This is a genomic window from Ignavibacteriota bacterium (assembly GCA_016716225.1).
GTDB lineage: Bacteria > Bacteroidota > Ignavibacteria > Ignavibacteriales > Melioribacteraceae.
Genome location: JADJWT010000001.1, coordinates 3,906,305 through 3,931,035, shown reverse-complemented (window position 1 = coordinate 3,931,035; position 24,731 = coordinate 3,906,305). Strand labels below are relative to the sequence as shown.

Genomic DNA, 24,731 nt, shown 5'->3' with positions numbered 1-24,731 from the left:
AATATTTCTTTAAATAAATTATAAAACCTTTTTTGCAAAATTAAAAAAAATGGATATCTCAAAATTTCTTGATTTAAAACCTTATTCATTAACAAAGAATGAGAAAGAAAAGTTATTAAACCCGTACTTTTCGAAATTGTTTCGTCATCATTATGCGAATTGCATACCCTTTAAGAATATGATGGATAGTATTGGGTTTGATGTTCAAAACGAGAACAAGTATTCTGATTTGCCATTTTTGCCAGTCAGACTATTTAAAATGTTTGACTTGATGAGCGTTGTAAAAGATAATGTGGTTAAGACATTAACATCATCCGGTACTTCAGGTCAAGCGGTATCTCGTATTTATCTGGATAGGGAAAACACAGCAAACCAAACAAAAACATTAACCAAAATTGTTTCTTCGTTTATTGGTACTAGCAGAGCACCTATGATTATCATTGACACAGAGGGTGTTATTAAAAATAGAAATCTCTTTTCAGCACGTGGTGCTGGAATTTTAGGTTTCTCTTTGTTTGGTTCAAGACCAGTTTATGCTTTGGATGATCAGATGAATTTACAAATTGATAAGATTAAAGAATTTGTCGAGAAATTTAAAGATAATAGAATTTTTATGTTTGGTTTCACATTTATGATATATCAGCATTTTTATAAAGAACTAGTTAAAAATGGGATAAAGCTTGATTTATCAAACGCTGTTTTGATTCACGGAGGTGGCTGGAAAAAACTAATAAATGAATCAATTTCATCCGCTTCATTTAGAGATAAATTAAACGATGTATGTGGAATAAAATCAGTTCATGATTATTATGGTATGGTAGAACAAACAGGAACGATTTACATGGAATGCGAACATAGTCACTTACATGCCCCAATTTACTCGGATATATTAATTCGTAGAGCTCACGATTTTTCTATAGCAGATGTGGGTGAAAAAGGGATTATTCAAGTTCTATCAATATTGCCAACGAGTTATCCGGGGCATTCCTTGCTAACTGAAGACGAAGGTATTTTGCTGGGTGAGGATGATTGTCCTTGTGGAAGACTAGGGAAGTATTTTAAAGTTTTAGGTAGATTACAAAATGCAGAAATTCGGGGATGTAGTGACACATACACAGTATAATCTTAACGATGTCGAATTTCTTTTTCCGAAGGAATTTGAAATTGAAAAATTTAAGTGCTTACCTTCTACAGAACCTTTTTCGTCAGAATCAATTAAGTACCTGGATGAGCTTTCTAAAATATTGCTTAAAGAATCGGGAATAAAAAATTTTCCAGATGTTGTAACATTTGCCTTTTTTTGTAGAAAGGCTAACATACTTAAAATGAAAAATAAGTATGAATCAAATTTAGAAATTAGCCTTGGTAGAGGGTTATTGTTTCATATAGCTCCCTCAAATGTTCCAATAAATTTTTCATATTCTCTAATTAGTGGTATTCTTTCTGGGAATCTAAATATTGTTCGGGTTCCATCACCAAGATATGAACAAATTGACATTGTTTGTAATGCCATTGTTAAACTAAATAAGGAAAATAATTTTAGCGCATTTTCATCAAGATTTGCTCTAGTTCGTTATGATCGTGAAAGTTTAGCCACGGGTTATTTTTCATCATTGTGTGATGTTCGGATAATTTGGGGTGGTGACAACACGATTGAACAAATAAGAGAAAATAAACTCCCATCACGTGCTTTTGATGTTACTTTTGCGGATAGATATTCACTTTGTGCAATAAACGCAGATGTATTTGCATTTGAGAACGCACCCGAAAAAATTGCTTTATCTTTTTATAACGATACTTATTTATTTGATCAAAATGCTTGTACAGCTCCTCATTTAGTTATATGGCTAGGTTCTACTGAAAATGTGGAAGTTGCAAAAAAAAAATTTTGGCATAGTCTTCATGAATTAGTGAAATCGAGATATAAAGTACAATCAGTTATTGCTGTTGACAAATTGGCTTCTCTTTACGACCAATCAATCAATTTGAAAAATATAAAAAAAACAGCTACTGAAGATAATTTACTTTGGAGAATTGAATTAGAAGATTTACCAGTAAATATTGATTTGTTCCGTTGTAATAGTGGCTATTTTTCAGAGTATCACGCAGAATCACTTTCAGATATATCTAAAATCATTAACAGAAAATATCAAACATTAGCTTATTATGGCTTAGATAAATCAACACTATCAGATTTTATTAGGCATGAAAAACCAGGCGGAATAGATAGAATTGTTCCTATTGGTAAAACAACTGATTTTTCATTGATTTGGGACGGATATAATCTAATAGAAACTTTAACACGCAAAATTGAAATAGTATAGATAAGAGTAAATTATGGATTTGGTGTATTTATCTTAATTTATTTCTGTTAATTTTCTGTCAAATAATTTCTATTGCTTGAATTATATAAAAGCTTTATACTGGTTATTCCAATTTTCATATTGTGATATTAAACTTTATAGGTCGCCTCAACTAAGCTTCAGAAATCTTCTAATTATTATGTATCTTTCAACAATTTTTCATTTTTCAATTAGTAAAATGAGATAATACAAATTAGATCACTATTTATAGTTTTTCGGAATGACGAAATTTACGCACATCAATTACATAGAGAAATAAAAACAAATAAAATTATATGAATAAAAAAATCTGGCTGTCCTCTCCTCACATGAGTGGCAATGAATTTTTAAATGTTAAAGAAGCATTTGAAACAAACTGGATCGCTCCATTAGGTCCGCACGTTAATAATTTTGAATTAGAACTTGCTGATTATACCGGAGCAAAATATGCGGCAGCCCTAAGTTCCGGTACTGCAGCTCTTCACTTGGCTTTAATTATTTTAGGCATTAAAAGAGGAGACGAAGTTATTTGTCAGAGCTTTACTTTTTCTGCATCTGCAAATCCTATTGTTTACCAAGGAGCTACGCCGGTATTTGTTGATAGTGAAAAAGACACTTGGAATATTTGTCCCATTCTTTTGGAAGAAGCAATTAAGGATAGAATTAAGAAAGGTAAGAAGCCAAAAGCAATTATTGCAGTTCATCTATATGGGATGCCGGCTAAACTTAATGACTTACTGACTATAAGTGACAAGTATTCTATTCCAATTATTGAGGATGCGGCGGAAGCGTTGGGAAGCAAATATAGTATTCAGAATTCAGAATTCAGAAGGCAGAATGAAGCGGAGAAAAGGAGAAATGAGGAAGAATGGAAGATGTGTGGTTCGTTTGGTTTAATGAGTATTCTGTCTTTTAATGGTAATAAAATTATTACAACTTCAGGTGGCGGAGCATTACTTTCTGATAATGAAGAATTTATAAATGAAACAAGATTTTTAGCAACGCAGGCACGAGATAATGCTCCTCATTATCAGCATTCACAAATAGGTTATAACTATAGATTAAGCAATGTTTGTGCGGCTATTGGCCGTGGACAATTAAAAGTTCTAGATGAAAGAGTTGCACAAAGAAGATTTAATTTTGAATATTACAGAAATGCTTTTAGAGAAATTGAAGGAATAGAATTCCAACCCGAAATGGAAGGAAGTTTTTCAAATAGGTGGCTTACTGCAGTTACTATTAATCCAAAATTAATAAATGGAATTACCAGGGAAGATATACGCTTGGAATTGGAAAAGGATAACATAGAATCACGCCCATTATGGAAACCAATGCACTTACAACCGGTTTTTGAGAAAGCTCCTAAATATGTAAATGGTACTTCAGAAAAATTATTTGAAGATGGGTTATGTTTACCCTCCGGTTCAAATTTAACAGAAGAGGATTTGGAAAGGATAGTGGAGATTGTAAAGAAAAAAGTCAAAAGTAAATGGTAAAAAAATAGTAATTCATTGGAAATTCAGTTGTAATTCAATGGTGAATCAATAGTAATTCAGTGGTAATTCAATTGTCATTAAGAAATTCTGTGGACATTAAGTAATTCGGTAGGAATTCAGTTGTAATTCGGTTGCCATTAAGTAATTCAGTTGTAATTCAATGGTAAATCAATAGTAATTCTGTGGAAATTCAATTGCAATAAAAAAATTACTAGAATACAAAATTACCAAGATTTACCAACCGTTAGTTTGGTTGGCTTGCCCGCCATACTGTTGGGCGGGTTGTTAGATTACTTTGTGGTCTTTGTGGTTAAGCGTTAAAAGAAATTAAAAATTAAGAATTAAAAAAATGATTTGACCCAGTTTATCAAGGGTATAAGTCGAATGTCATTGCATACAGCGTGTAATTTCTAGAAAAACACTAATTTCATTTTGGGAAAAATATCCGGATTCAGAGCAGCCTTTAAAATCTTGGTTTGATGAAGTAAGAAACGCTAGTTGGGATACAGCTAACAAATTAAAAGAGCAATATAGAAATGCTTCAATTATAACGAAGAAGCGGGTTACTTTTAATATTAAAGGAAATCACTATCGCTTAATTGTTGATATTGAATATAAACTAGGGATAATATTTATTGTTTGGATAGGTACCCATAAAGAATATGATAAATTAAATATCAGGGAAGTGAGTTATGTTAAAGGCAATTAAATCAAAAAAAGCATATGAAGAAACTTTGAATAGAGTCTATGAACTTATGCAATTAGATTTGAAATTAAACGCTAATGAATATAACGAACTTGAAATTTTATCTATTCTTATAGAAGATTATGAGAATAAAAATTTCCCCATTAGTTTACCAGATCCTATAGAAGCAATAAAGTTTAGATTGGAGCAGCTTAATTTAGAACGATCAGATTTAGTTTCAATTATAGGCTCTAAGAGCAGAACCTCCGAAATACTTAATAAAAAAAGAAAATTAAGTTTATCTATGATCAGAGCACTTCACAAAAAATTAAATATACCTTCGTCTTCGCTAATTTCAGAATATTGATTTTCCTTTCCTTTTTATTTTTTTGTTAAATGAAATTCTAAAGCATCAGAAAAATATTGGGTAAGCTGATAACATTTTTGGGCGAAAATAAAAAAGTAAATGAAACTCAGAAATTGAATTCCCAATCATCCGTTAACTAACGGATGGGAATGACAATTCAGATTAATAATAATTTACCTTTTCATATTCATGAGATTATTTCATTTAAAAACTTGCTATAACAAGACAGCGGCTAAGCTATTCTCACATAGTGATGTGTATGGCTTGATGAGTGAGCAAAGAGAGCGATAGTTTACCTCGATGTTTCGAGTGAGAAATCTCAGAAAAACAGTCCGTTAGCTAACGGATCAGAAGCAGAAATCAGAAAGTAAAAAAATCAAGATTGTTAAATAACTGTGAGCTTTGTGGTTAAGCGTTTGAAAGAAATTAAGAATCAAAAACTAAAAAAATCACAAATAAAAATTCCGTTTCCGTTTGCTAACGGATAACGGACAAACTCAGTTTAGTTTACTGTTAAAATGACCAAATTAAGAGAGTTGTCATTCCGGAAAATTCGAAAATATTGTTTTAACAATGAAATTATACGGAATCTGGAGAGAATTGATCTAATAGACATTTATTACTATTTCTCAAACCATACATCCCGGAATAAGATTACTTGCAGTATTAGAAGAACCTATGTAAATTTGCAATAGAAATGCACAAATACATAATATGTTAATTAAAAGAAATCTTTCATCGCATTTGCATAAAATGCTTTTAAAATTCCCGGTTTTATCTTTAACCGGTCCGCGTCAATAAGGTAAAACAACATTACTTAAAAGTGAATTTAGTAATTATAAATATTTTAATTTAGAAAGAATTGATCAAAGAGAACTAATCAATTCCGATATTATTGGTTTCTTAAAAACTAATGGTACAAAATTAATCTTTGACGAAGTTCAAAAACTTCCTGAACTATTTAGTTACATCCAATACATGGTAGATGAAATTAACACTCCTGGAATGTATATTCTTTCCGGTTCTCAGAGTTTTTTATTAAATGAAAAAATTTCTCAGACTTTAGCTGGAAGAGTTAGCTTAAATCAATTATTACCTTTTGATATTTCAGAATTAAATGTAAAATATGATAAAGATATTATTAAATATTTTGTAAATGGCTTTTATCCCAGAGTTTATGATAAAAAAATAGATGGAGAAGACTTTTATCCTTCATATTTACAAACATACATTGAAAGGGATATAAGAACATTAAAAGCGGTTAGCGACTTAAACACATTTAGTAAATTTTTAGGATTATGCGCCGGAAGAATTGGTCAAATTTTAAATATAACATCTTTAGCTAATGATGTTGGGGTTTCCGTAAATACTGCAAAATCATGGTTATCCTTGTTGGAAACCAGTTATATAATTTACCTATTAAAGCCGTATTATAATAATTTTAGTAAAAGACTTATCAAGGCACCAAAACTTTATTTTTATGATGTCGGGGTTGCTTCTTCGTTATTGAGATTATCAAACATAAACCAAATACCCACTCATTATATGTACGGTGCTTTATTTGAAAATTTAATAATAAGTGAATTTATAAAACATTATAATCATAAAGGAAAACACCCGGATATATTTTATTGGCGCGAAAGCAACGGCACTGAAATTGATTGTTTAATAGAAAGTACTAAACGTAATTTAATTGCCGTTGAAATTAAAGCTGGTCAAACTTATAATAAGGATTTTCTAAAAAATTTAGAAAAATTTCCTATTAATAATCAAAATGGCAATATTGAAAAATATTTGATTTATAATGGCGATATATCTATGACTAAAGATACTATTAACATTATTACATGGGACAATTTTAGAGATTTTCTTAAACAATTAGATTGAAAGATAGAATCCGTTAACCAACGGAACAGAAATCAAAGGAACTAAAAAAAATCACAAATTACAATTCCGTTTCCGTTTGCTAACGGATAACGGACAAATAACAAACAAATTCCAAAATTCAATATTGATTTACGCTTAGCATGAACAAATTAAGAGAGTTGTCATTCCGGAAATTTCGAAAATAATGTTTTAACATTGAAATTATACGGAATCTAAAGAGAATTGGTCATTTAACAAACATTTATTCTTATTTTTCATTTATATTGCCTAATGTCTTACATCATGAACTTTAGAATTAAATTATGATAATTGTTTTGTTTATTTTACAGATATGCGTAATTTTGTAAAAATATTTTTACAAATATGAAAAAAAGATTGCTATACAAAAAACTTGTTGAGTATTTAGAGCATAAAAACGCATTAATTATTACCGGTATGCGTCAAGTTGGTAAAACAACATTAATGAAGCAGGTTTTTGAAACAGTTAAAAAACCCAAGTTATGGTTTGATTTTGATAATCCCTTCGATTTATTACATTTTGAAAATATTGATTATGATGCAATTTATTATAAATTAGTTACCGAGGCAAATTCGAAGGATAAGCGTTTATTTATTTTCATCGATGAGATTCAAAACTATCCTGAAATCACCAAAATTATAAAATATCACATAGATAAATACAGCGTAAAATATGTAGTATCCGGATCATCAAATTATTATCTTAAAAATTTATTCCCGGAATCTTTAAGCGGGAGAAAATTCTTATTTGTTCTTAATCCTTTAAGTTTTAGTGAGTTTTTATATTTTAAGAATAAAACTGAAGAACCGGTATATAATGAGAATATTCAGAATTTATTAAAAGACTATAATCTTTTAGAATATAAAAAGAATGAGTTAGAATATAATGAATATATGGAATACGGAGGTTTTCCAGAAGTTGTTACTACTGAAAATACTGAAACCAAAAAAATGATTTTGAAAAATATTTTTACATCTTTTTTTGAAAAAGATATTAAGATTATTTTGGATTTAAAGGATATTAGGGAGTTAAGGGATCTCATATTACTTTTAATACCTAGAATAGGGAATATTCTTGATGTAATGAAATTATCTAATGATCTGGGCTTAAATAGAGTTAAAATTTATAGTTATTTGGATTTATTACAGGGTGTGTTTTTCCTTCGGTTAATTCCTAAATATTCAAAAAGTATAGATAGAACTGTTGCCGGAGGCAGAAAAGTTTATTTTTCGGATACTGGCTTATTAAATACTATTGGAAGAGTAAACGATGGACAACTTTTAGAAAATACAATATCGAATCAGTTAATAAATTATGGTGAGGTATCATTCTACAATAAAAGAAATAAGGCTGAAATTGATTTTATTTTGGATAAAACTTATGCATTTGAAGTAAAAAATACGGTTCACCCAAAAGATTTAATAAAACTTGAGAAAAATGTGAAAGAAATTGGAATTGATAAATTCTATATGATTAGTAAAGCTTTTGTTGAAATTAAAAATACAATCTTTCCGCAGATGATATAAAAAAAAGTAAAAAGCATCCCCATAAACCCCAACTGGTAAAAGTGGCATGAAATAAGAATTAAGAAGTCAGAATTAAAATAGTAAAAACCTGGAAATGTTAAGACGTTGAAACGGAAATGCTTGTGAAGAAAATGGGAAGATTTGTAAAGAGTGATCAATGATGAGTGAGAGTACGGAGCCAGAAATCGTAACTCAGAAAGCGGAAGTCAGAAGTTGTGAAGTGAGGAAGTTTAGAAGTTAGGAAGAAATTTAGAATGAGAAATGAAAAAAAATCTTAACAAGATTTAAAAATAAAAAGATTACGAGATAACTTTGTATTCTTTGTGGTTAAATACAAAAGAAATAATGTATTAAGTGTTCTTATTTTAATTAAGAAAAATTTGATCAATAGACACATAATCATACTATAATCAATTACTTTATTTTGCAAAATAATATAATTATTTTTCTTCCGAAAATAATCGCAACGAAGAAATAAAAAAAAAATCATTCTCTTCTTGCGAGCGAAAATCATTTAATATTGATTAGTCCGCGGCGTTACGGTAAAACAAGTCTGATCAGCAAGGTTATAAAAGAAACAGGTTGGCCCTAACATTCTTTAAAATTTACAGTAAGTCACAATTAAAGAAGATTTTTAATATTTAAATATCATTACCACAAAATATTTTTCAATTTCAAATTATTTTTATAACAATATGAATAATTTACACTTTTGCTTTTCATTTATAAAGCATCTCAAATTCAAATCAACTTCTAAATTGGTCAGATCTACATCTAAACTTTTTAACGTTTTTACGTTTATATTTCTCTTCATCTCAATGTCTTTACGTTTTTCCTTTCTACTTTTCACTTTTTACTTTTTACATCTCACTTCTTCATTCGCTCAAGTCAATTATGAACCTGTAAGTAATAGTGTATATGAATATCTTGAACGTTTAAGCAATAAAGGCGTAATTCAGTTAAACGAAGAAATTCTTCCATTCTCAAGAAAGTACATTGCGGAAAAAATCAAACAGATAGGCGATAGAAAACTGGAGTCTGGAAACCGGATAAGTGAAATAGAGGGAAAGGAGTTGGAATTTTATATTAGAGAATATGCACCAGAATTAGAAAGAATCGGATTTGATTTAAAAGATTATGTAGCAACGAACAAACTAATTGATTTAAAAAGTAACAATTTCGGTTTTGATAAATATAATAGGTTCAGATTATTCAGTTATAATAGTAAAGATTTCGGATTATTTCTAGATCCAATTTTAAGTTACAGTTATACATCATATAAAAATGGGAATTCATGGAGTTATTCAAGCGGCTTAAGACTCTTTGGTAATTTTTCGAATAATATTGGTTTTGAGTTACAGTTCAGTGACAACCATCCGAGAGGTGATTATCTTGACAGAAATCAAGATTTTTCTCGCTTAACCGGTTATGAATTTCAACCTGGCACAAAAGGTGGATTTGATTTTGATCAAATGAATGCAAATTTAACTTACTCTTGGAATTGGGGAAGCATAACGTTAGGTAAAGATTATAATTATTATGGAAGTGGCGAAGACGGCAAATTAATTTTATCCGATAAAGCCCCTTCGTTTCCATTCGTGAAAATTGAAGCCGATTATTCACATTGGTTTAAGTTTTCGTACATTCACAGTTCTTTGAATTCGCAAATTATTGATTCTTCGGAAATAAGAGAAGGCACTTTGCGCGATCATTTTCCAAAGGTAGAAAAGTATTTTGTTGCACATATGTTTTCATTTACACCCTTTCAATCATTGAATATTTCATTGGGGGAGTCAGTTGTTTATAGTGATAAATTTGAACCGATATATTTAATTCCCGTTGCATTCTTCAGAATAGCAGATCATTATTTAACTGATCCGGATGAAAGTGCCGGCAACGCACAATTATTTGCTTCAATATGGTATAAAAATTTTTGGCTGAAAACTAAATTTTACGGATCATTATTTATAGATGAATTTTCTACTTATAATAACGAATATCCGCAAGCTGCTGCTTATAACTTGGGCTTCAAATCAATAGACCCAATTATTCCTGAATCTGAGTTAATATTTGAATATACAAGGATAAATCCGTTTGTGTATTTTCATGCAGATGAAGTACAGACCTATCAAAATTATGGTTATGATTTAGGGCATTGGATTGGCAGTAATGCCGATCAAATTTATTTATCATTTAAGAAAAGAATATTACGTGGTTTAGATTTTAATCTGTTTTATTCATTTATAAGAAAAGGAAGTGAAGAAAGTTTTGATGAACCAAGATACCAGGATAAACATTCTTTTTTGTGGGGTGATAAAAACGAAGTAACAGAGTATGGCGCTGAAATATCTTATGAATTAGTTCATGGCTTCCATATACGCACTATGTATAGTTATTTTGATGAGAAGTTGAAAAATAAGTTACTAATCTTTAATGGAAATTTATTTAGTTTTTCTGTTGGATATGGGATGTAGTAATGGAGAAAACGGAAAATTGAAAACGGAGACTGGAAACCGAAAAGTGAAAAATCTCAATTGTTATTCTGTTGCTATTAAGTAATTCGGTGGCAATTCAATTGTCATTAAGTAATTCAGTTGTAATTCAATTGTCATTAAGTAATTCGGTGGTAATTCAATAGTAATTCGGTGGACATTAAGTAATTCGGTTGTTATTAGTGTAACTGGTGGAAAAGTAGAAACCATGCCTAACGGCATGCTGGTGAAAAACGTAATCAAAAATTTAAAAATTCAAAATTAAAAAAATAGAATTCAGAATTAAGCCGCAGATATTCAGCAAAAAAAATAACAAAGTATAAAAATAGAAATTGTAAATAACAAATCGCAAAATCAAAAATAGAGACTTCATCTAGAGTAGTACGATTTGCAAATAACCCGATAAAATTGTAAGTTGACTATAGAAAATATCGGGTAAAATATAATATGTTAATTAAAAGAACGCTTTTTAACGAAATCAAGGATCATTTATCTGCAAAGGAAATTTCAATAATTATTGGTCCCCGGCAAGTTGGCAAAACAACCTTAATGAAGGAACTGATTAGTGAGCTTAAACAAACCAATAATAACATAATTTTTCTGAATCTTGATATTGAAAACGACAAACGATTTTTTGAAAGTCAAGAGTTGTTACTAAATAAAATAAGGTTAGAAATAGGTGAAAGCGGATATGTTTTTATAGATGAGATACAGAGAAAAGAAAATGCGGGATTCTTCTTAAAAGGCTTATACGATTTGGATTTACCTTATAAGTTTATCATCTCAGGTTCAGGAAGCTTAGAATTAAAAGAACATATTCAAGAATCATTAACTGGCAGAAAAAGATTATTTGAGCTGCTGCCGGTAACGTTTGAGGAGTTTGTTAATTATAAAACTAAATATAAATATGAAAAGAAACTTGAATCATATTTTGAATTAGAACCCCAAAAAACAAACTATTTTTTATTAGAATATTTAAGTTTTGGCGGATATCCGAGAGTTATAACTGAATCTTCTCTTGATGAAAAAAAGAAAATTATAAATGAGATTTACAGAAGTTATATAGAGAAAGATATAGTAAGTTTACTAAAAATTGATAGACCTGAAGCATTTAGTTTATTGATAAAACTTTTATCTGCTGAAGTTGGTAAGATTCTTAATTATTCTAATCTGGCAAAATTAACCGGAATATCTTCAATTACTCTAAAGAAATATCTGTGGTATAGTGAGAAAACGTATGTAATTCAAACTATTCCTCCATTTTTTAGGAATACTGTTAAAGAATTAACAAAATCATATTCTATATATTTTTATGATTTAGGATTAAGAAATTTTGCAAATGATACATTTAGATTAGTAGAAAATAAGAATGAATTAGGATTTCTTTTTCAGAACTTTATAAAAAATATTGTTTACGAAAAAATTAAATGGAAATCTTGGAATATTAAATATTGGAGGACTACAGATAAAGCTGAAGTAGATTTTATAATTGAAAGCAGCCAAAAAATAATTCCAATTGAAGTTAAATATTCTGCATTAAAAAATATTAGTATAAAGAGGTCATTAAGGAGTTTTATTGATAAATATTCACCTTCAAAAGCATTTGTAATAAATTTAGAATTCGAAAATGAAATTAAAATCAATGAAACAACCGTTGCATTTGTACCTTTTTATAAAATAATAACTGGAAATATTTTTGATGAATAAAAAAATTGGTTGTTTTACTCGCCGTTCCCGCATAAAACAATTACGGGACAAGCTTATTGGGTGGACTTCTCCACACTTGAGTTGCAATGTCTGCTTAATAAACTGACTGATAAAAATTTGAAAATGAAAAAGTTGAATTTAACACATATTGGATTCATCCATTTAAAGAGAATTAAGAATTAAAAATTGAAACCCCTATCAACTTGAAAACGGAGGCTGGAAACCGAAATGTAAAAAAAATGAAATTCAATTGTGATTCGGTAGTCATTTGGTAATTCAGTTGTCGTTAGGTAGAGGTTAAATAATTCAGTAGAAATTCATAGTTATTCGATTGATATTGGAGAATTCCGTAGAAATTCGATAAGGAATTCTGTTGTTATTCAATAGAGATTTAAGAACTCATTAGAAAAAAAATGTCATTTCAGATTTGTCTAAAAGGATGAGAACCTGAAGAAAATAATTAAAGTTGCAAATATTAAAAAATTATGTAAAGGTTAATATTTTTATCTATTTAGTTTCGAGATTTTTTATAAAAACTACTCTTAATGATAAAGTTTTATTATTTCATATATTCAACAAGTTAGATATTTATTTAGTACTTTTAAACTAACATGTTTTTATTTTTGAAAAATATTGTGTTATATGAACAAACCAAATAAAAGAAAAAATTAAATTGGATTTTAACTATTAGTATTTATTATGCCATATAAAAGTTTAGCAAGATTTACTAAAAGATTAAGAAATAGGCATTTTTTCTTCATCGATTTATTTATATGCTTAATTTCTCCTCTTCTAACCTTGCTAATGAGGTTAGATGGAGATGTAGATTTTAATAAATATGGAACATCCTTAATTTATATAACTGTAATTTTTACTTTACTAAAATTAACAATTTTTTATTTTTTTGATTTATATAGAAGATTTTGGGCAACCGCCAGTATTGACGAATTAGCTCGATTGGTTTATATTGGAGTTAATGCAATTCTTATCGAATCAATTATATTTGTTATCTTAAGATCATTTGAAAACTTACCGTTTCAAACACTTCCATTTTCATTTCCGTTTATTGATACAATGATTGTAATGATTTTTATTGCATCAACCAGATTCAGTATTCGTTTTTTTGAAAGAATAGATGAGAGGCGTGTTTCTTTAGAATCTTTTGGAACTTATGTTCTTATTGTGGGAGCCGGCTCGGCTGGTGCTTCTGTTGCTCAGGAGCTGCAAAAAAATAATTACTTAAAAATGACTCCGGTTGCATTCTTAGATGATGATCCATCCAAATTAAAGATGAGAATACGCGGTGTGCCAGTTGTAGGCAAACTTGATGAAATGGGCAAAATAGCAAGACGATTTAAAATCAAAAAAATAATAATAGCAATGCCAACTGCTTCGGGTAAGGTAATTAGAGAAATATTGGAAATTGCAAGTAGAAGTGGTCTTGAAACACTGACAGTTCCAGGAATTAATGAAATCCTTGGCGGAAAAGTTGATATTGGCAAGTTAAGAAAAATACAGATTCAAGATTTATTAAGACGCCCTCCAATCAAAACTGACATTCAAAAAGTCAATGAATTGTTAAGGGGTAAAAAAATACTACTTACCGGTGCTGGTGGATCAATTGGGAGTGAACTTTGTCGCCAAATTTTGAAAAGTAATCCAATTCAACTAATAATTCTTGGTCATGGAGAAAATTCTATTTTTGAAATTGAAGAAGAATTAAAATTTATTAAAGATTTTAACAATAATAAAAAAGCTTTTAGTACTAATATTGTAAGTCGTATTGCCGATATTAAAGACAAAGTAAGACTTGACATTATTTTTAGTGAATTTAAACCGGATGTAATTTTTCATGCTGCAGCACATAAACATGTTCCACTAATGGAGGAAAATCCTTCCGAAGTTGTTACAAATAATCTTCTTGGAACTCAGAATTTAGTAGAATGCTCGGTTAAATACGGTGTTCAGAATTTTATTCTAATTTCTTCTGATAAAGCGGTTAATTCAACAAATTTGATGGGTGTATCCAAACGTGTTGCGGAAATGATAGTATTAAAAGCTGCGGTTGAGAATAATAAAAACTTCAAAGCAGTGAGGTTCGGAAACGTATTAGGAAGCAGAGGAAGTGTAATAAAAACTTTCCAGAAACAGCTTGAACGTGGCGGACCGCTAACAATAACTCACCCGGATATTACAAGATATTTTATGACAATTCCAGAAGCTGTTCAATTGGTTTTGCAGGCTTCGGTTTTAGGAAAAGGCAGTGAAATTTTTGTTCTTGATATGGGAGAACCTGTAAAAATTCTTGATTTGGCAAAAGATGTTATTAGACTTGCCGGTTTGGAAGAAGGAGTAGATGTTGATATTGAATATACCGGATTAAGACCCGGTGAAAAAATGTTTGAGGAGCTTTTCAAGGATGGTGAAGAATATCTTAGAACTGAGCATGAAAAGATTATGTTTGCTAAAAACTCAAGCTCGTTTATTCCTCAAGATTTGAATCAGAAAATAAATGAACTTATTGCAAATTGCAATAATTACACCTTAGAAGAAATAGTTAAATCATTTGCCGTTATTGTTCCGGAATTCACACATCAAACAATTGAAGTAAAAACAATCCATTAGAATTTTTATTTTTTTACTATCTTAAAATATATTCGATAATTTCTTATCAATTTATTTTTTTTTCTTCTAATTACAGTAAAAGATTTTTAATACTTAAAATAATAATGATGAATAAATCACAGCTTCGGAAAAGTTTTTGAATTGTGCTTGGATATTAAGCACATACATTGGTAATTTTTATAAAATTATTGCAAAAATAACTTTAACAAATTAACTTAGTTTAGGAAAGAATGAACTCGAAAAAATTATTTATAATCTTATTTTTATTTGCAACTGCAATATTATCATTTGCGCAAGAATCTAATGTAAATATTGAAAATAATATTTATGATTTTCTTTCCAAACTTGCTCAAAAAGGAATTATAAAATATGATGACCTTGTAAAACCTATTTCTAGAAAATATGTTGCTGAAAAATTAGTTGAAGCCCGTGCAAATTTTAGTGAGCTTACTAATTTACAAAAGGATGAATTGGAATTTTATGAGTCGGAGTATGGATACGAAGTGAAAAAAAAGAATTCAGAATTCAGAATTCAGAATTCAGAAAAAGAGTTAGGAGAGGAAGTAATTAAAAAGATTGAAGATGAAAACAATGAGATAAATGACAGTGAGCAAATTACAAATGACAATGAACAAACTTCAAATGATTTAGAAGAAAAAAGAGATTTATTTGATAAAAGCTGGCAGTTTGAAGTTAGAACCAATGATGAAATTACAACAAAAGATAAATTAACATTATTTGCTAAAGATGAATATGAACGATTTAGAGTTTTGGGTTATGAAAATAATTTGATGCGGTTAAATGTTAGTCCGGTTTTAGGTTACGAAAATGGGAAATGGGAAACAAAAGCTTATGATAATATTTTTGCCGGAGTAAAATTTAACGGAGAATTCGGGGATATTTTGGGCTTCAATTTTGAACTGAAACATACAAGACAAACACCAGGATATATTGATAATCTGTACAACAGATTTTCAAATAAACGCGCAATAGATTTACTTTTTTCCGATTCGGAAAGACTTGAATATCCAACTGTAAATGCCGATCTTGGTGTAAGCTGGAGCTGGGGTTCGTTTGTATTTGGTAAAAATTATTTGAATTGGGGATATGGTGAAAACGGTAAAGTAGTTTTATCTGATAGAGCCCCATCATTTCCATATTTGAAATTAAGTGTTAAACCAGCAGAATGGTTCAGCTTTAATTACATTCATGCTTGGCTTAATTCTGATGTAATTGATTCAAGTTCTTATTATTCAACATGGCGCTATGCGGAATACGGAAATACTGATAGATATAGTTATAAATCAAAATTTATTGCACTGCATTCTGCAACCTTTATCCCTTATGAAAATTTAGAACTTTCAATCGGTGAATCAGTTGTTTATGCTGATGAGCTTCAAATTGTTTATTTAATCCCCTTTATGTTTTTTGATCTTGGAGATGAATATTTGATGCGTAATGATAATTATGCCGGTTCAAGTACACAATTATTTTTATCCCTTAGTTCAAGAAATCACATAAAAAATGCTCACCTTTACGTTAATTTTCATGCAGATGAATTAACACCGGATGGATTGTTTGATCCGCAAACACAGTACTATAAAATGGCTTTCACTTTTGGCGGGAATATTGTTGATCTTCCAATTAATAATCTTGATATCACTTTAGAGTATACAAAAGTATATCCGGGTAATTACAGACATTTTATTCCAACACTAACTTATGAAAGTTCATCAACTTTAATGGGTCATTGGATTGGTGACAATGCGGATATGATTTATGGTGCCATTGATTATACAATTTTCAGAGGATTGAATTTCAAAGTTTGGACACAATACATTCGTAAGGGAACAGAAGCATTAGGCAATAGAGCATATCAAGTAACGATACCGCAGCCGCATTTTTTATTTACGGATAATATTCGTGATAGAAAAAATTATACATATTACGGTATTGATACTGAATACGAATTTTCACATGAGGTTTGGTTGAAAGCTCACTTTCAATATATTGATTTTGAGCAAAGAATTGGTATCGGGAAATACAAATCAAATTTATTCAGAGATTTTTCACTTACATTAGGTTATGGAATTTAATATAAAGAGAGACATCTGAATTATTATAAGACATATTTTTTTATTTTTACACTTCTTTTTTACAAAAAATTTGTATCTTTTCGTTTAGAAAATATCAACAATAATAAATTATTTTAATTTTAATAAAATATATAGGTATTAGAATGAAGTTTAATTTTAAGATATTTCTTTTTCTTGTAACCATACAAATTGTAAGTTTTGCTCAAGAAAGAAACTATGAATTAGGAACACCATGGGCAGACAATATGCGTAGAAGTATCTATGGTGGTTTTTATGATTATTCTGATCCGGAAGCAATAAATATTAGCGTTTCTGTTTGGGGATTTGTTCGTTATCCGGGTAGATATATTATCCCTGAATATACAAATGTTGTGGATTTAATATCATTTGTTGGTGGGCCAATGGATGATTCCAATTTGGATGAACTAAGAATTTACAGAATTGAAAATAACAAAGAGGTTATGATTCCATTTGATTATAATGATCTGATGTGGGAAGATGGTTTGGATGGAAAGTATAAAAAAGTTCCTCAAATAAAACCAAGTGATATTCTTGTTATTCCAGGTGAACCGAGATTATATTTCTTGGATTGGCTTGGTCTTTCACTTTCAGTAGTATCAGTTTTAAGTGCACTTTCTGTATTAATACTCACAATTAACAATAGTAAATAAGATTTGGAGTAAAAAATTGGCTTTACAAAATAATAATCCGGAAGGAAATAATATTTCTTATCTCAAAGATTTAATTTCTGAAGAAGAAACGCACAGCCTAAAGGATTATGTAAATATAATAAGGCATCATTTAATCAGCGTAATGGTTATTTCGTTAACAATTTTAATTTTAGCAATAATTTATGCAGCCACTGCTACGGATATTTATCAAGCTAATACAGTTTTAAAAATCTCAGAACCACAGGGAAGTATTTTAGATGCTTCCTCATTTTTACCTGAATTTGGCGGCGGTACACAAGCGGATAGATTTATTGCAAACGAAATTGAAACGATAAAAAATATCACGATAACCGAACAAGTTGCAACTGAAATTATGGATTCATTCATCACCTCAAAAAATAATGAAATGTTTTCGCTGGTTGTTGATAAGGATTATTTTGGTGATGAGAAAAAAGGTTTAAAATCGTATGATAATATTCTAAAAGTTTTGGATAGTAAAGTATCTGTTGAACAGAAAAGAGGATTGGATTTTATTGAGATTTCTGTTGAATCGCCATCTCCATATGAAGCTGCTCTCATTGCAAATACTTATACAAAAGTTTATAGAGAATTCAACTTACTTGATAATAGAAAACAAGTTTCAAAGGTTAAAGAATTTTTGTTTAATCAGCGAACTGAAAAATTAGACGAATTGATGCAGTCGGAAGATAGATTAACAAATTATCAGAGAACCGGCGGAGTTGTTGAGTTGGGCGAGCAGGCGAAAGCATTAATTGAAACAATTACTGATCTTGAAACAAAAGTTAATTCAGCTCAAGTTGAATTATCTATTGCAAGAGAAAATTTAAATCAGTATAAGGATGAACTTAAAAGGAAAGACCCGACTATATCCGAATATTTGGATAACAAAACTACCGAACCATATTTGTTAAGACTTCAAGAGCAAATTGCCGAGGTTGAAACACAAAAGGATATCGCACTTTCAAATTCCTCAAAAAATGCAGCAGCCAATCCACAATTAATAAAACAGTTTGATGATAAATTAGCAGATCTAAAAAAGAAACTAAAAGAAAGCATGCAGGAATATAAAGCAACTATTCTTGCCGCAAGTCCCGAAGAAATAAAAACTCTTACCCAAAAGATATTTGAAGAACAGGTAAAATTTCAAGCTCACGAAGCAACGTATAATAAATTACGCGGTTTTTTAAACGGGTATGAAAATAGATTTCAGACATTACCAGAAAAAACAATCGGTTTAGCTAGGCTTCAGAGAGAACAGCTTGCAAATGAAAAATTATATTTGTTGCTTGAAGAAAAGTATCAAGAAGCTCTTATTAATGAACAATCAACCACTGGTTCTGTATTAGTATTGAATTTTGCACGAACACCAAAAGAACCCGCAAAACCGAATAGAAAACTTATTATTCTAATCGGACTGGTTCTTGGTCTTGGATTAGCTGTTGGTTATGCTTTAGTATTAAATTATTTTGATAGACGAATTAAAACTCCGGAAGATATTGAAAATAAAAATATTAATTTGCTCGGCTGGGTTCCAAAGGTTAAAACAATCAGCGGGGAAGCAAATAAAAAGGGTAAGGAATTTATTATATCTGATAATGCCGATTCTGTTGCGAGCGAGGCGTTTAAGGCAATTAGAACAAGAATCCGTTATTCAATGGTAGATGGTGAAGCAAAATCAATTTTAATTACTTCATCAGCACCTGGAGAAGGAAAATCAACTATTGCTGTTAATCTTGCCGGAAGTTTTGCAATGGCGAATAAACGAACTGTAATTTTAGATTGCGATTTAAGAAAACCAAGAGTACACAGTATTTTTAATGAAAAGAGATTTCCTGGATTTACAGATTATTTTATTGGTCGTGCTTCATTTGAAGAAATTGAAAGAAAATCCGGTGTGGAAAATCTCTCAATAATTACAGCCGGAACAATTCCTCCAAATCCATCTGAAATATTGGATTCGCGCGGGATGAAATCTTTTCTTAGAAAATTGACAAATGAATTTGATATAATAATTATTGATTCACCGCCAATTTTAACGGTTACGGATGCAGAAATACTTTCCAGACTTGTTGATGAAACTATTTTAGTTGTTTCGGCAAACAGCACCGACTCTGATTTAATGAATAAAGCCGTTGCATTACTTAAAAATGGTCAAAATAGCTCATTTATCGGTGCTTTACTAAATAATTTCGAATTGCAGAATAGTTATGGTTCATATTATAAATACGCTTATATTTATGCCAGAAACGGTCATAATCAAAATGGTAAAGCAAAAAGTAGTAAAACTTTTAACCCGGTGGATGAACCTAAAAATTAATCGCTTGTAAAATTGTAGTTATTGGAAGAATGTTAATAAAAAGGTGATTTTTCAATCACCTTTTTTATTTTAAATCTGCTTTACCTATGAAAGAAGTGTAAAAGATATTAAAATTAGAACAATATAAAGTGAACCTAATCCAATTAAAGTTAGTTTTCGTTTTTTTACATCATCTTTAATTTGTTGATCTTCTTCAAAAAGAGTTTTACTTATAAAATCATCCGAATTTTCGTTGATCAGAAGTCTTGAATTAAAAATAGTTGTTTTTTCCAAAATGGTACTCCTCAGTTTAAAAATTATTATTTGTCCTCAGTTAACATTTTTAACAATTTCTCGTTATTTCTCGGAAATCTTTTGTAGGTAAAATTTACGATAAGAAATAAAACTAATAATATTGTAAGAAATAGAATATCTATATTCCCCATTTTTCCTCCTCAAACGTCAAATTATAATCGGAAAATCAGAATAAAAGTTTAGAGAACAAGAATAAATAAAATTCAAGTAGAATTAAAATAGTAAAAATGATAACTTATTGCAAATAAATAATTTATAAAAATAATATAAAGTAAAGTAATAAATGAAATTTGTAACAGCTTGTTTTCTGTAAATAATTATTTTTTAATAACTTAGTATGAAAAAAGAAGAAAAAATACGATTTGTCAACTTTAATAATTTGGTAAGAAAATGTTGTAAAATTAGATAAGTGATTCTGTGAGTGTTTTTTTTAAGTTTTTAAGAAGATTATTCATTATTGTATGGTAGTTTTTATAGAATTGCTCAGAAGTTAAATTATTGTTCCTAAATTTCAAATAATCAAATAAACTTCCGCTCATTTCGCCGTTTAGCATATCTTTTGCAATATCATGAAATGAAGCCATCATTAATTCAGCTTCATCTTTCGATAATCTTTCATTAGGAATATAAAAAATATCAATTTTTTCTTGAATTGAATTTAATCCGTTTTTTAGTATATCTTCGTAAATAAATTCATCATATTCGTTAACTATTTCATTTTCATTATATCGGGAATTTTCGAGATAAAATTCTTTAATTCTTCTTACCAATAAATTAAGAGGAATAGCTAAAGTAAATTCGGTTTTAGTTCTTAAATATTCAAAAAGTTTATCAAAAAGTACAATTTGCTTAAATCCGAAAATTTCATTTGGAATAAGCCTGAATGAATCGTATTTAATTAAATTGCTGTCCAATTCTATTAAATCATCTCTAACAATATAAACTGTGCCGAAATATCTTAATTTCTTCAAATTATTTTTTGCAACGCAGAGATTTAGGTTTTTAATAATTTTCTCGAAAAACGGATCTTTTTCTTTTATTAAATTTGTTAATGCTTGGTCGGTTCTTTTCCAAATAATTTTTGAAAAGAAAAAAGCTGCGTCTTCTTCTGAAATTATTGGTGTAGTCCAATTTTCCAGGGATCTTTTTATTCCTAAAATTCCCGTGTTATTTTTAATAAAAAGTGGAACAATTGAATCTATTGCAAGGTCTTCAATTGTATCTTGGTAATATAAATTGTGATTAATTTTAGCTTTATAATTATTCTTAAGAAATGATATAGCAATTTTAAAAGTATGTTCAATTAAGAAATTAATCTCGGTTTGAGTAATTGTTTCATTCTTTATTTTGTGCGTTAAATGTAAAAGATTATTTTCTTTCATTCAATATTATCTAAATTAATCAATGAAAAATTAAACGAACATTAAAAACAAAATAACTAATATTTAAAAATTAAAATGTGATAAATATCATTAATAACAACTAATTTAAATTAGACTTAAGATATAAAAAGTAAATTATATCTTCAAGATAACCAATTTATATTTTAAGTTATTATAATAATTTAACAATCTGGTAAAGTAAGTAAAATATTTTGTGTTGTTATATCCGGGTCGGTCGATAAATATTTACCATTTTTGTCAATAACAACTTTTATCTCTATTTCAGTATTATTTTCTAATTCAACAAAATAATTATAAAGCCCGGTTTCAATTTCATCTATAACATCTTTTTTAATTTTAGGATTCCAATATTCAAACGGATTACCAAGAGCAGTAATATCACCATTTTCCTTTCTGCTTCTAATAACTCGTCTTTTAATCATTTATCTTCCTACTAAATTTCTGCTAAAATAAAAAAGAATATGAATTTATTCGTCAGTAGAAGTACGTACGTAGTAAATCAAATATAATTCCGTTATTTAATTTCATTTTTAATTATTTTTGAATGAAATTAAATATTCTATTCAAATTGTAAGTAATTATACTTATAAATTTATCATTAGACTTTTTTGGTAATAAAAAATAATTATGGAACCTACAGATATTTTTAGTGTTTTTTTTACTCTTGATAATCCTCTTATATACGGACTTACAATTATTGTATTATTAGTAATAATTATTTATTTAATTAAAAAAGAATACATTAGTCCGTTAAGAAAGAATAAAGCTGAGCTTGAGTTAAAAAACCTAAAACTTATGGCGTTATTTGCAGAAGTTGATCCTGATCCGGTAATTAGGATTGATAAAAATTATGTAATTACAGAGTTAAACAAATGTGCGCAATCTGAATTTGGCAATCAAATAATTGGAAAAAGTATTTTTGATATATTTGAAAATTACAGTAATTCTGAAGGAAATGAAAAATATATTGAAATTTCTTATAAAGATAAATATTACAGTGCAGTTACAAAGGAAATCGAGACATTCAATTTTACCCATATTTATTTAAGAGATATTACGCAAAGAATAAAGTATGAAATTTTAATAAAGCAAAATCAAGAAAGTTTAAAGCAATTAAAAGCAAAAGTTGAAACTGTAAATGAAGAAGAAAAAAATAGATTGGGTAAAGAACTGCATGATAGTGTTGGGCAAAATTTACTTATGTTAAAACTTTCGATAGAAAAATTGCAGAATGAAAAAAAGAGAGATGAATTGGAAACTAATAAAATGCTAAATCTTATTGCAGATTTATCAAATGAAATACGCGATATTTCACATCAACTAAGACCAAGAATTTTGAATGAATTTGGATTGGTTGCCGGATTAACTTCGATAATAGATTCAATAAATAATAAAAATCATATTAAAGGATTTATTAGCACAAATTATAAGTTAGGAACACTTAATAAAGAATATGAATTAAATATTTATAGAATTTGTCAAGAATCTATAAGCAATATTATTAAACATTCAAATTGCTCAGAGTTTTTTATTCAATTAATTCAAGAAGATGAGCAGATAAAATTAGTTATTTCCGATGACGGAAAAGGATTTAATGTTGATGAATATTTATCGGAAGGAAGATCATCTCTCGGTTTGTTGAATATTAAAGAAAGAGCAGAAAATTACGAAGGTAAGATGAATATAATTTCCGCTCCCGGAGAAGGTACAACAATTTTTATTAAGTTTTTAAGGAATGAAATTTATGATAAGAGTTTTAATTGCTGATGATCATAAATTATTTAGAGAAGGAATAATAAGTTTACTTAAAGATTCTCCCGATGTTTTAATTGTTGGCGAAGCAGAAGACGGCAGAACTTTAGAAAAAAAGTTTTTTGAACTTATGCCTGATGTAATTGTTACAGATATAAATATGCCAATAAAATCCGGACCGGAAGCTGCATCAACGATAATTAATAAATTTAAAGAAGCAAAAATTTTATTCCTATCGCAATATACCGGAGATGATTTTATTTATTCGATATTAAAATCCGGAGGTTTGGGATTATTAAGTAAAAATATTATGCGAGATGAACTTCTGAATGCAATTAAGGAAGTGAATAAAGGGAACAAATATTTTGTTAACAAAAGTGAAATTGAACTGAGTGAAATTATTGGAAGATTTGAGCAAATTGAAAGAAAAGAAAAACAAAAATCTGTTTTCGGATTAACAAGTAAGCAACTTGAAATTTTAAAATTAATTGGTGAAGGTTTATCAACCGAACAAATTGCAATTGAGTTAAAAATTTCTAAACGTACAGTTGATACACACAGATCTAGAATTATGAGCACTTACGGATTTACTTCGGTTGGACAACTAATAAGACATGCAGTTTTACAAAATATGAAAAAGTGAAAATTTATTATTAAATCAAAAATTCACTACTTTCCAAATTTGAGTTTCTATTTCTCTTAATACTTAAATATATTAAAAATAAACCAATCAAAATCTGAATTATATTTGTTGCAAAATATATATTTAATCCCGAACTAAGCTGATGTAAAAATGCGATTATTTTAAATATTGTTAATGCCTCATAAAAGATCATAGTCAGATAAAAAATATCAATTCTATTTTCATTTAAATAAATAGAAATCAGAAATCTTGAAAAAAGAAAAAAAAGAATTATTTGGGATGCCAATACAAAGTACATTTGAAAAGTAATAGAGGAGTTAAATCCCAGAAAAATAGCAATTATTAATCCTACTCCAATAAAATATTTGTATTTGAAAAGAAAGTTCTT

Annotated in this window: 18 protein-coding genes; 15 read left to right on the top strand and 3 right to left on the bottom strand. The window is 28.8% G+C overall.

Features of this window, described 5'->3' with window-relative positions; all coding sequences use genetic code 11:
- Positions 1–49: 49 nt before the first annotated feature.
- The 13 genes from IPM32_16870 to IPM32_16810 all read left to right on the top strand — a co-directional run bounded on the left by IPM32_16870 (position 50) and on the right by IPM32_16810 (position 20,251).
- Entirely contained in the window at positions 50–1,123 is a 1,074-nt protein-coding gene (locus IPM32_16870) for an acyl-protein synthetase (protein ID MBK8946924.1), read from the top strand.
- The gene (locus IPM32_16865) at positions 1,083–2,324 is read left to right on the top strand and encodes an acyl-CoA reductase (GenBank protein MBK8946923.1); all 1,242 of its coding nucleotides are present in this window, start codon (positions 1,083–1,085) and stop codon (positions 2,322–2,324) included. Before IPM32_16870 ends, IPM32_16865 begins: the two co-directional genes overlap by 41 nt.
- Positions 2,325–2,638: 314 nt before the next feature.
- Positions 2,639–3,838, top strand: coding sequence for an aminotransferase class I/II-fold pyridoxal phosphate-dependent enzyme (locus IPM32_16860; protein MBK8946922.1), 1,200 nt, complete (start codon positions 2,639–2,641; stop codon positions 3,836–3,838).
- 394 nt (positions 3,839–4,232) lie between these two features.
- Positions 4,233–4,547, top strand: a complete 315-nt coding sequence (locus tag IPM32_16855) for a type II toxin-antitoxin system HigB family toxin (GenBank protein MBK8946921.1) — start codon at positions 4,233–4,235, stop codon at positions 4,545–4,547.
- Entirely contained in the window at positions 4,531–4,890 is a 360-nt protein-coding gene (locus IPM32_16850) for a transcriptional regulator (GenBank protein ID MBK8946920.1), read from the top strand. The genes IPM32_16855 and IPM32_16850 overlap by 17 nt, the downstream gene beginning before the upstream one ends.
- 978 nt (positions 4,891–5,868) lie before the next feature.
- Positions 5,869–6,777: a DUF4143 domain-containing protein gene (locus IPM32_16845; protein MBK8946919.1), complete on the top strand. Its 909-nt coding sequence runs from the start codon at positions 5,869–5,871 to the stop codon at positions 6,775–6,777.
- 375 nt (positions 6,778–7,152) lie between these two features.
- Positions 7,153–8,322, top strand: a complete 1,170-nt coding sequence (locus IPM32_16840; protein MBK8946918.1) for an ATP-binding protein — start codon at positions 7,153–7,155, stop codon at positions 8,320–8,322.
- An 818-nt stretch (positions 8,323–9,140) separates the two neighbouring features.
- Positions 9,141–10,796, top strand: coding sequence for a hypothetical protein (locus tag IPM32_16835; GenBank protein MBK8946917.1), 1,656 nt, complete (start codon positions 9,141–9,143; stop codon positions 10,794–10,796).
- A gap of 465 nt (positions 10,797–11,261) precedes the next feature.
- Positions 11,262–12,521, top strand: a complete 1,260-nt coding sequence (locus IPM32_16830; GenBank protein MBK8946916.1) for an ATP-binding protein — start codon at positions 11,262–11,264, stop codon at positions 12,519–12,521.
- Positions 12,522–13,325: 804 nt separating this feature from the next.
- Entirely contained in the window at positions 13,326–15,146 is a 1,821-nt protein-coding gene (locus IPM32_16825; protein ID MBK8946915.1) for a polysaccharide biosynthesis protein, read from the top strand.
- A 230-nt stretch (positions 15,147–15,376) separates the two neighbouring features.
- Complete coding sequence (locus tag IPM32_16820) at positions 15,377–17,242, top strand: hypothetical protein (GenBank protein MBK8946914.1); 1,866 nt, start codon at positions 15,377–15,379, stop codon at positions 17,240–17,242.
- A gap of 143 nt (positions 17,243–17,385) precedes the next feature.
- Positions 17,386–17,913, top strand: coding sequence for an SLBB domain-containing protein (locus IPM32_16815; protein MBK8946913.1), 528 nt, complete (start codon positions 17,386–17,388; stop codon positions 17,911–17,913).
- A gap of 16 nt (positions 17,914–17,929) precedes the next feature.
- Positions 17,930–20,251, top strand: coding sequence for a polysaccharide biosynthesis tyrosine autokinase (locus IPM32_16810; GenBank protein ID MBK8946912.1), 2,322 nt, complete (start codon positions 17,930–17,932; stop codon positions 20,249–20,251).
- An 84-nt stretch (positions 20,252–20,335) separates the two neighbouring features.
- Here the strand turns inward: IPM32_16810 and IPM32_16805 are convergent, their stop codons facing one another.
- The 3 genes from IPM32_16805 to IPM32_16795 all read right to left on the bottom strand — a co-directional run bounded on the left by IPM32_16805 (position 20,336) and on the right by IPM32_16795 (position 22,370).
- Positions 20,336–20,524, bottom strand: a complete 189-nt coding sequence (locus IPM32_16805) for a hypothetical protein (protein MBK8946911.1) — start codon at positions 20,522–20,524, stop codon at positions 20,336–20,338.
- 422 nt (positions 20,525–20,946) lie between these two features.
- Complete coding sequence (locus IPM32_16800; GenBank protein ID MBK8946910.1) at positions 20,947–21,927, bottom strand: hypothetical protein; 981 nt, start codon at positions 21,925–21,927, stop codon at positions 20,947–20,949.
- Positions 21,928–22,109: 182 nt separating this feature from the next.
- The gene (locus IPM32_16795) at positions 22,110–22,370 is read right to left on the bottom strand and encodes a DUF3892 domain-containing protein (GenBank protein MBK8946909.1); all 261 of its coding nucleotides are present in this window, start codon (positions 22,368–22,370) and stop codon (positions 22,110–22,112) included.
- 205 nt (positions 22,371–22,575) lie between these two features.
- Between IPM32_16795 and IPM32_16790 the strand changes: the two genes are divergently transcribed.
- Both IPM32_16790 and IPM32_16785 read left to right on the top strand, forming a co-directional pair.
- A complete protein-coding gene (locus IPM32_16790) occupies positions 22,576–23,715 on the top strand; it encodes a sensor histidine kinase (GenBank protein ID MBK8946908.1) in 1,140 nt (379 codons plus the stop codon).
- Entirely contained in the window at positions 23,693–24,343 is a 651-nt protein-coding gene (locus IPM32_16785) for a response regulator transcription factor (protein ID MBK8946907.1), read from the top strand. The genes IPM32_16790 and IPM32_16785 overlap by 23 nt, the downstream gene beginning before the upstream one ends.
- Positions 24,344–24,731: the final 388 nt, after the last annotated feature.

Excerpts from the sequence above, each read along its gene's own strand:
- IPM32_16870 (MBK8946924.1), top strand. The coding sequence starts at position 50 with ATGGATATCTCAAAATTTCTTGATTTAAAACCTTATTCATTAACAAAG.
- IPM32_16865 (MBK8946923.1), top strand. The coding sequence starts at position 1,083 with ATGCAGAAATTCGGGGATGTAGTGACACATACACAGTATAATCTTAAC.
- IPM32_16860 (MBK8946922.1), top strand. The coding sequence starts at position 2,639 with ATGAATAAAAAAATCTGGCTGTCCTCTCCTCACATGAGTGGCAATGAA.
- IPM32_16850 (MBK8946920.1), top strand. The coding sequence starts at position 4,531 with ATGTTAAAGGCAATTAAATCAAAAAAAGCATATGAAGAAACTTTGAAT.
- IPM32_16845 (MBK8946919.1), top strand. The coding sequence starts at position 5,869 with ATGGTAGATGAAATTAACACTCCTGGAATGTATATTCTTTCCGGTTCT.
- IPM32_16835 (MBK8946917.1), top strand. The coding sequence starts at position 9,141 with ATGTCTTTACGTTTTTCCTTTCTACTTTTCACTTTTTACTTTTTACAT.
- IPM32_16830 (MBK8946916.1), top strand. The coding sequence starts at position 11,262 with ATGTTAATTAAAAGAACGCTTTTTAACGAAATCAAGGATCATTTATCT.
- IPM32_16825 (MBK8946915.1), top strand. The coding sequence starts at position 13,326 with ATGAGGTTAGATGGAGATGTAGATTTTAATAAATATGGAACATCCTTA.
- IPM32_16820 (MBK8946914.1), top strand. The coding sequence starts at position 15,377 with ATGAACTCGAAAAAATTATTTATAATCTTATTTTTATTTGCAACTGCA.
- IPM32_16815 (MBK8946913.1), top strand. The coding sequence starts at position 17,386 with ATGAAGTTTAATTTTAAGATATTTCTTTTTCTTGTAACCATACAAATT.
- IPM32_16800 (MBK8946910.1), bottom strand. The coding sequence starts at position 21,927 with ATGAAAGAAAATAATCTTTTACATTTAACGCACAAAATAAAGAATGAA.
- IPM32_16795 (MBK8946909.1), bottom strand. The coding sequence starts at position 22,370 with ATGATTAAAAGACGAGTTATTAGAAGCAGAAAGGAAAATGGTGATATT.
- IPM32_16790 (MBK8946908.1), top strand. The coding sequence starts at position 22,576 with ATGGAACCTACAGATATTTTTAGTGTTTTTTTTACTCTTGATAATCCT.
- IPM32_16785 (MBK8946907.1), top strand. The coding sequence starts at position 23,693 with ATGATAAGAGTTTTAATTGCTGATGATCATAAATTATTTAGAGAAGGA.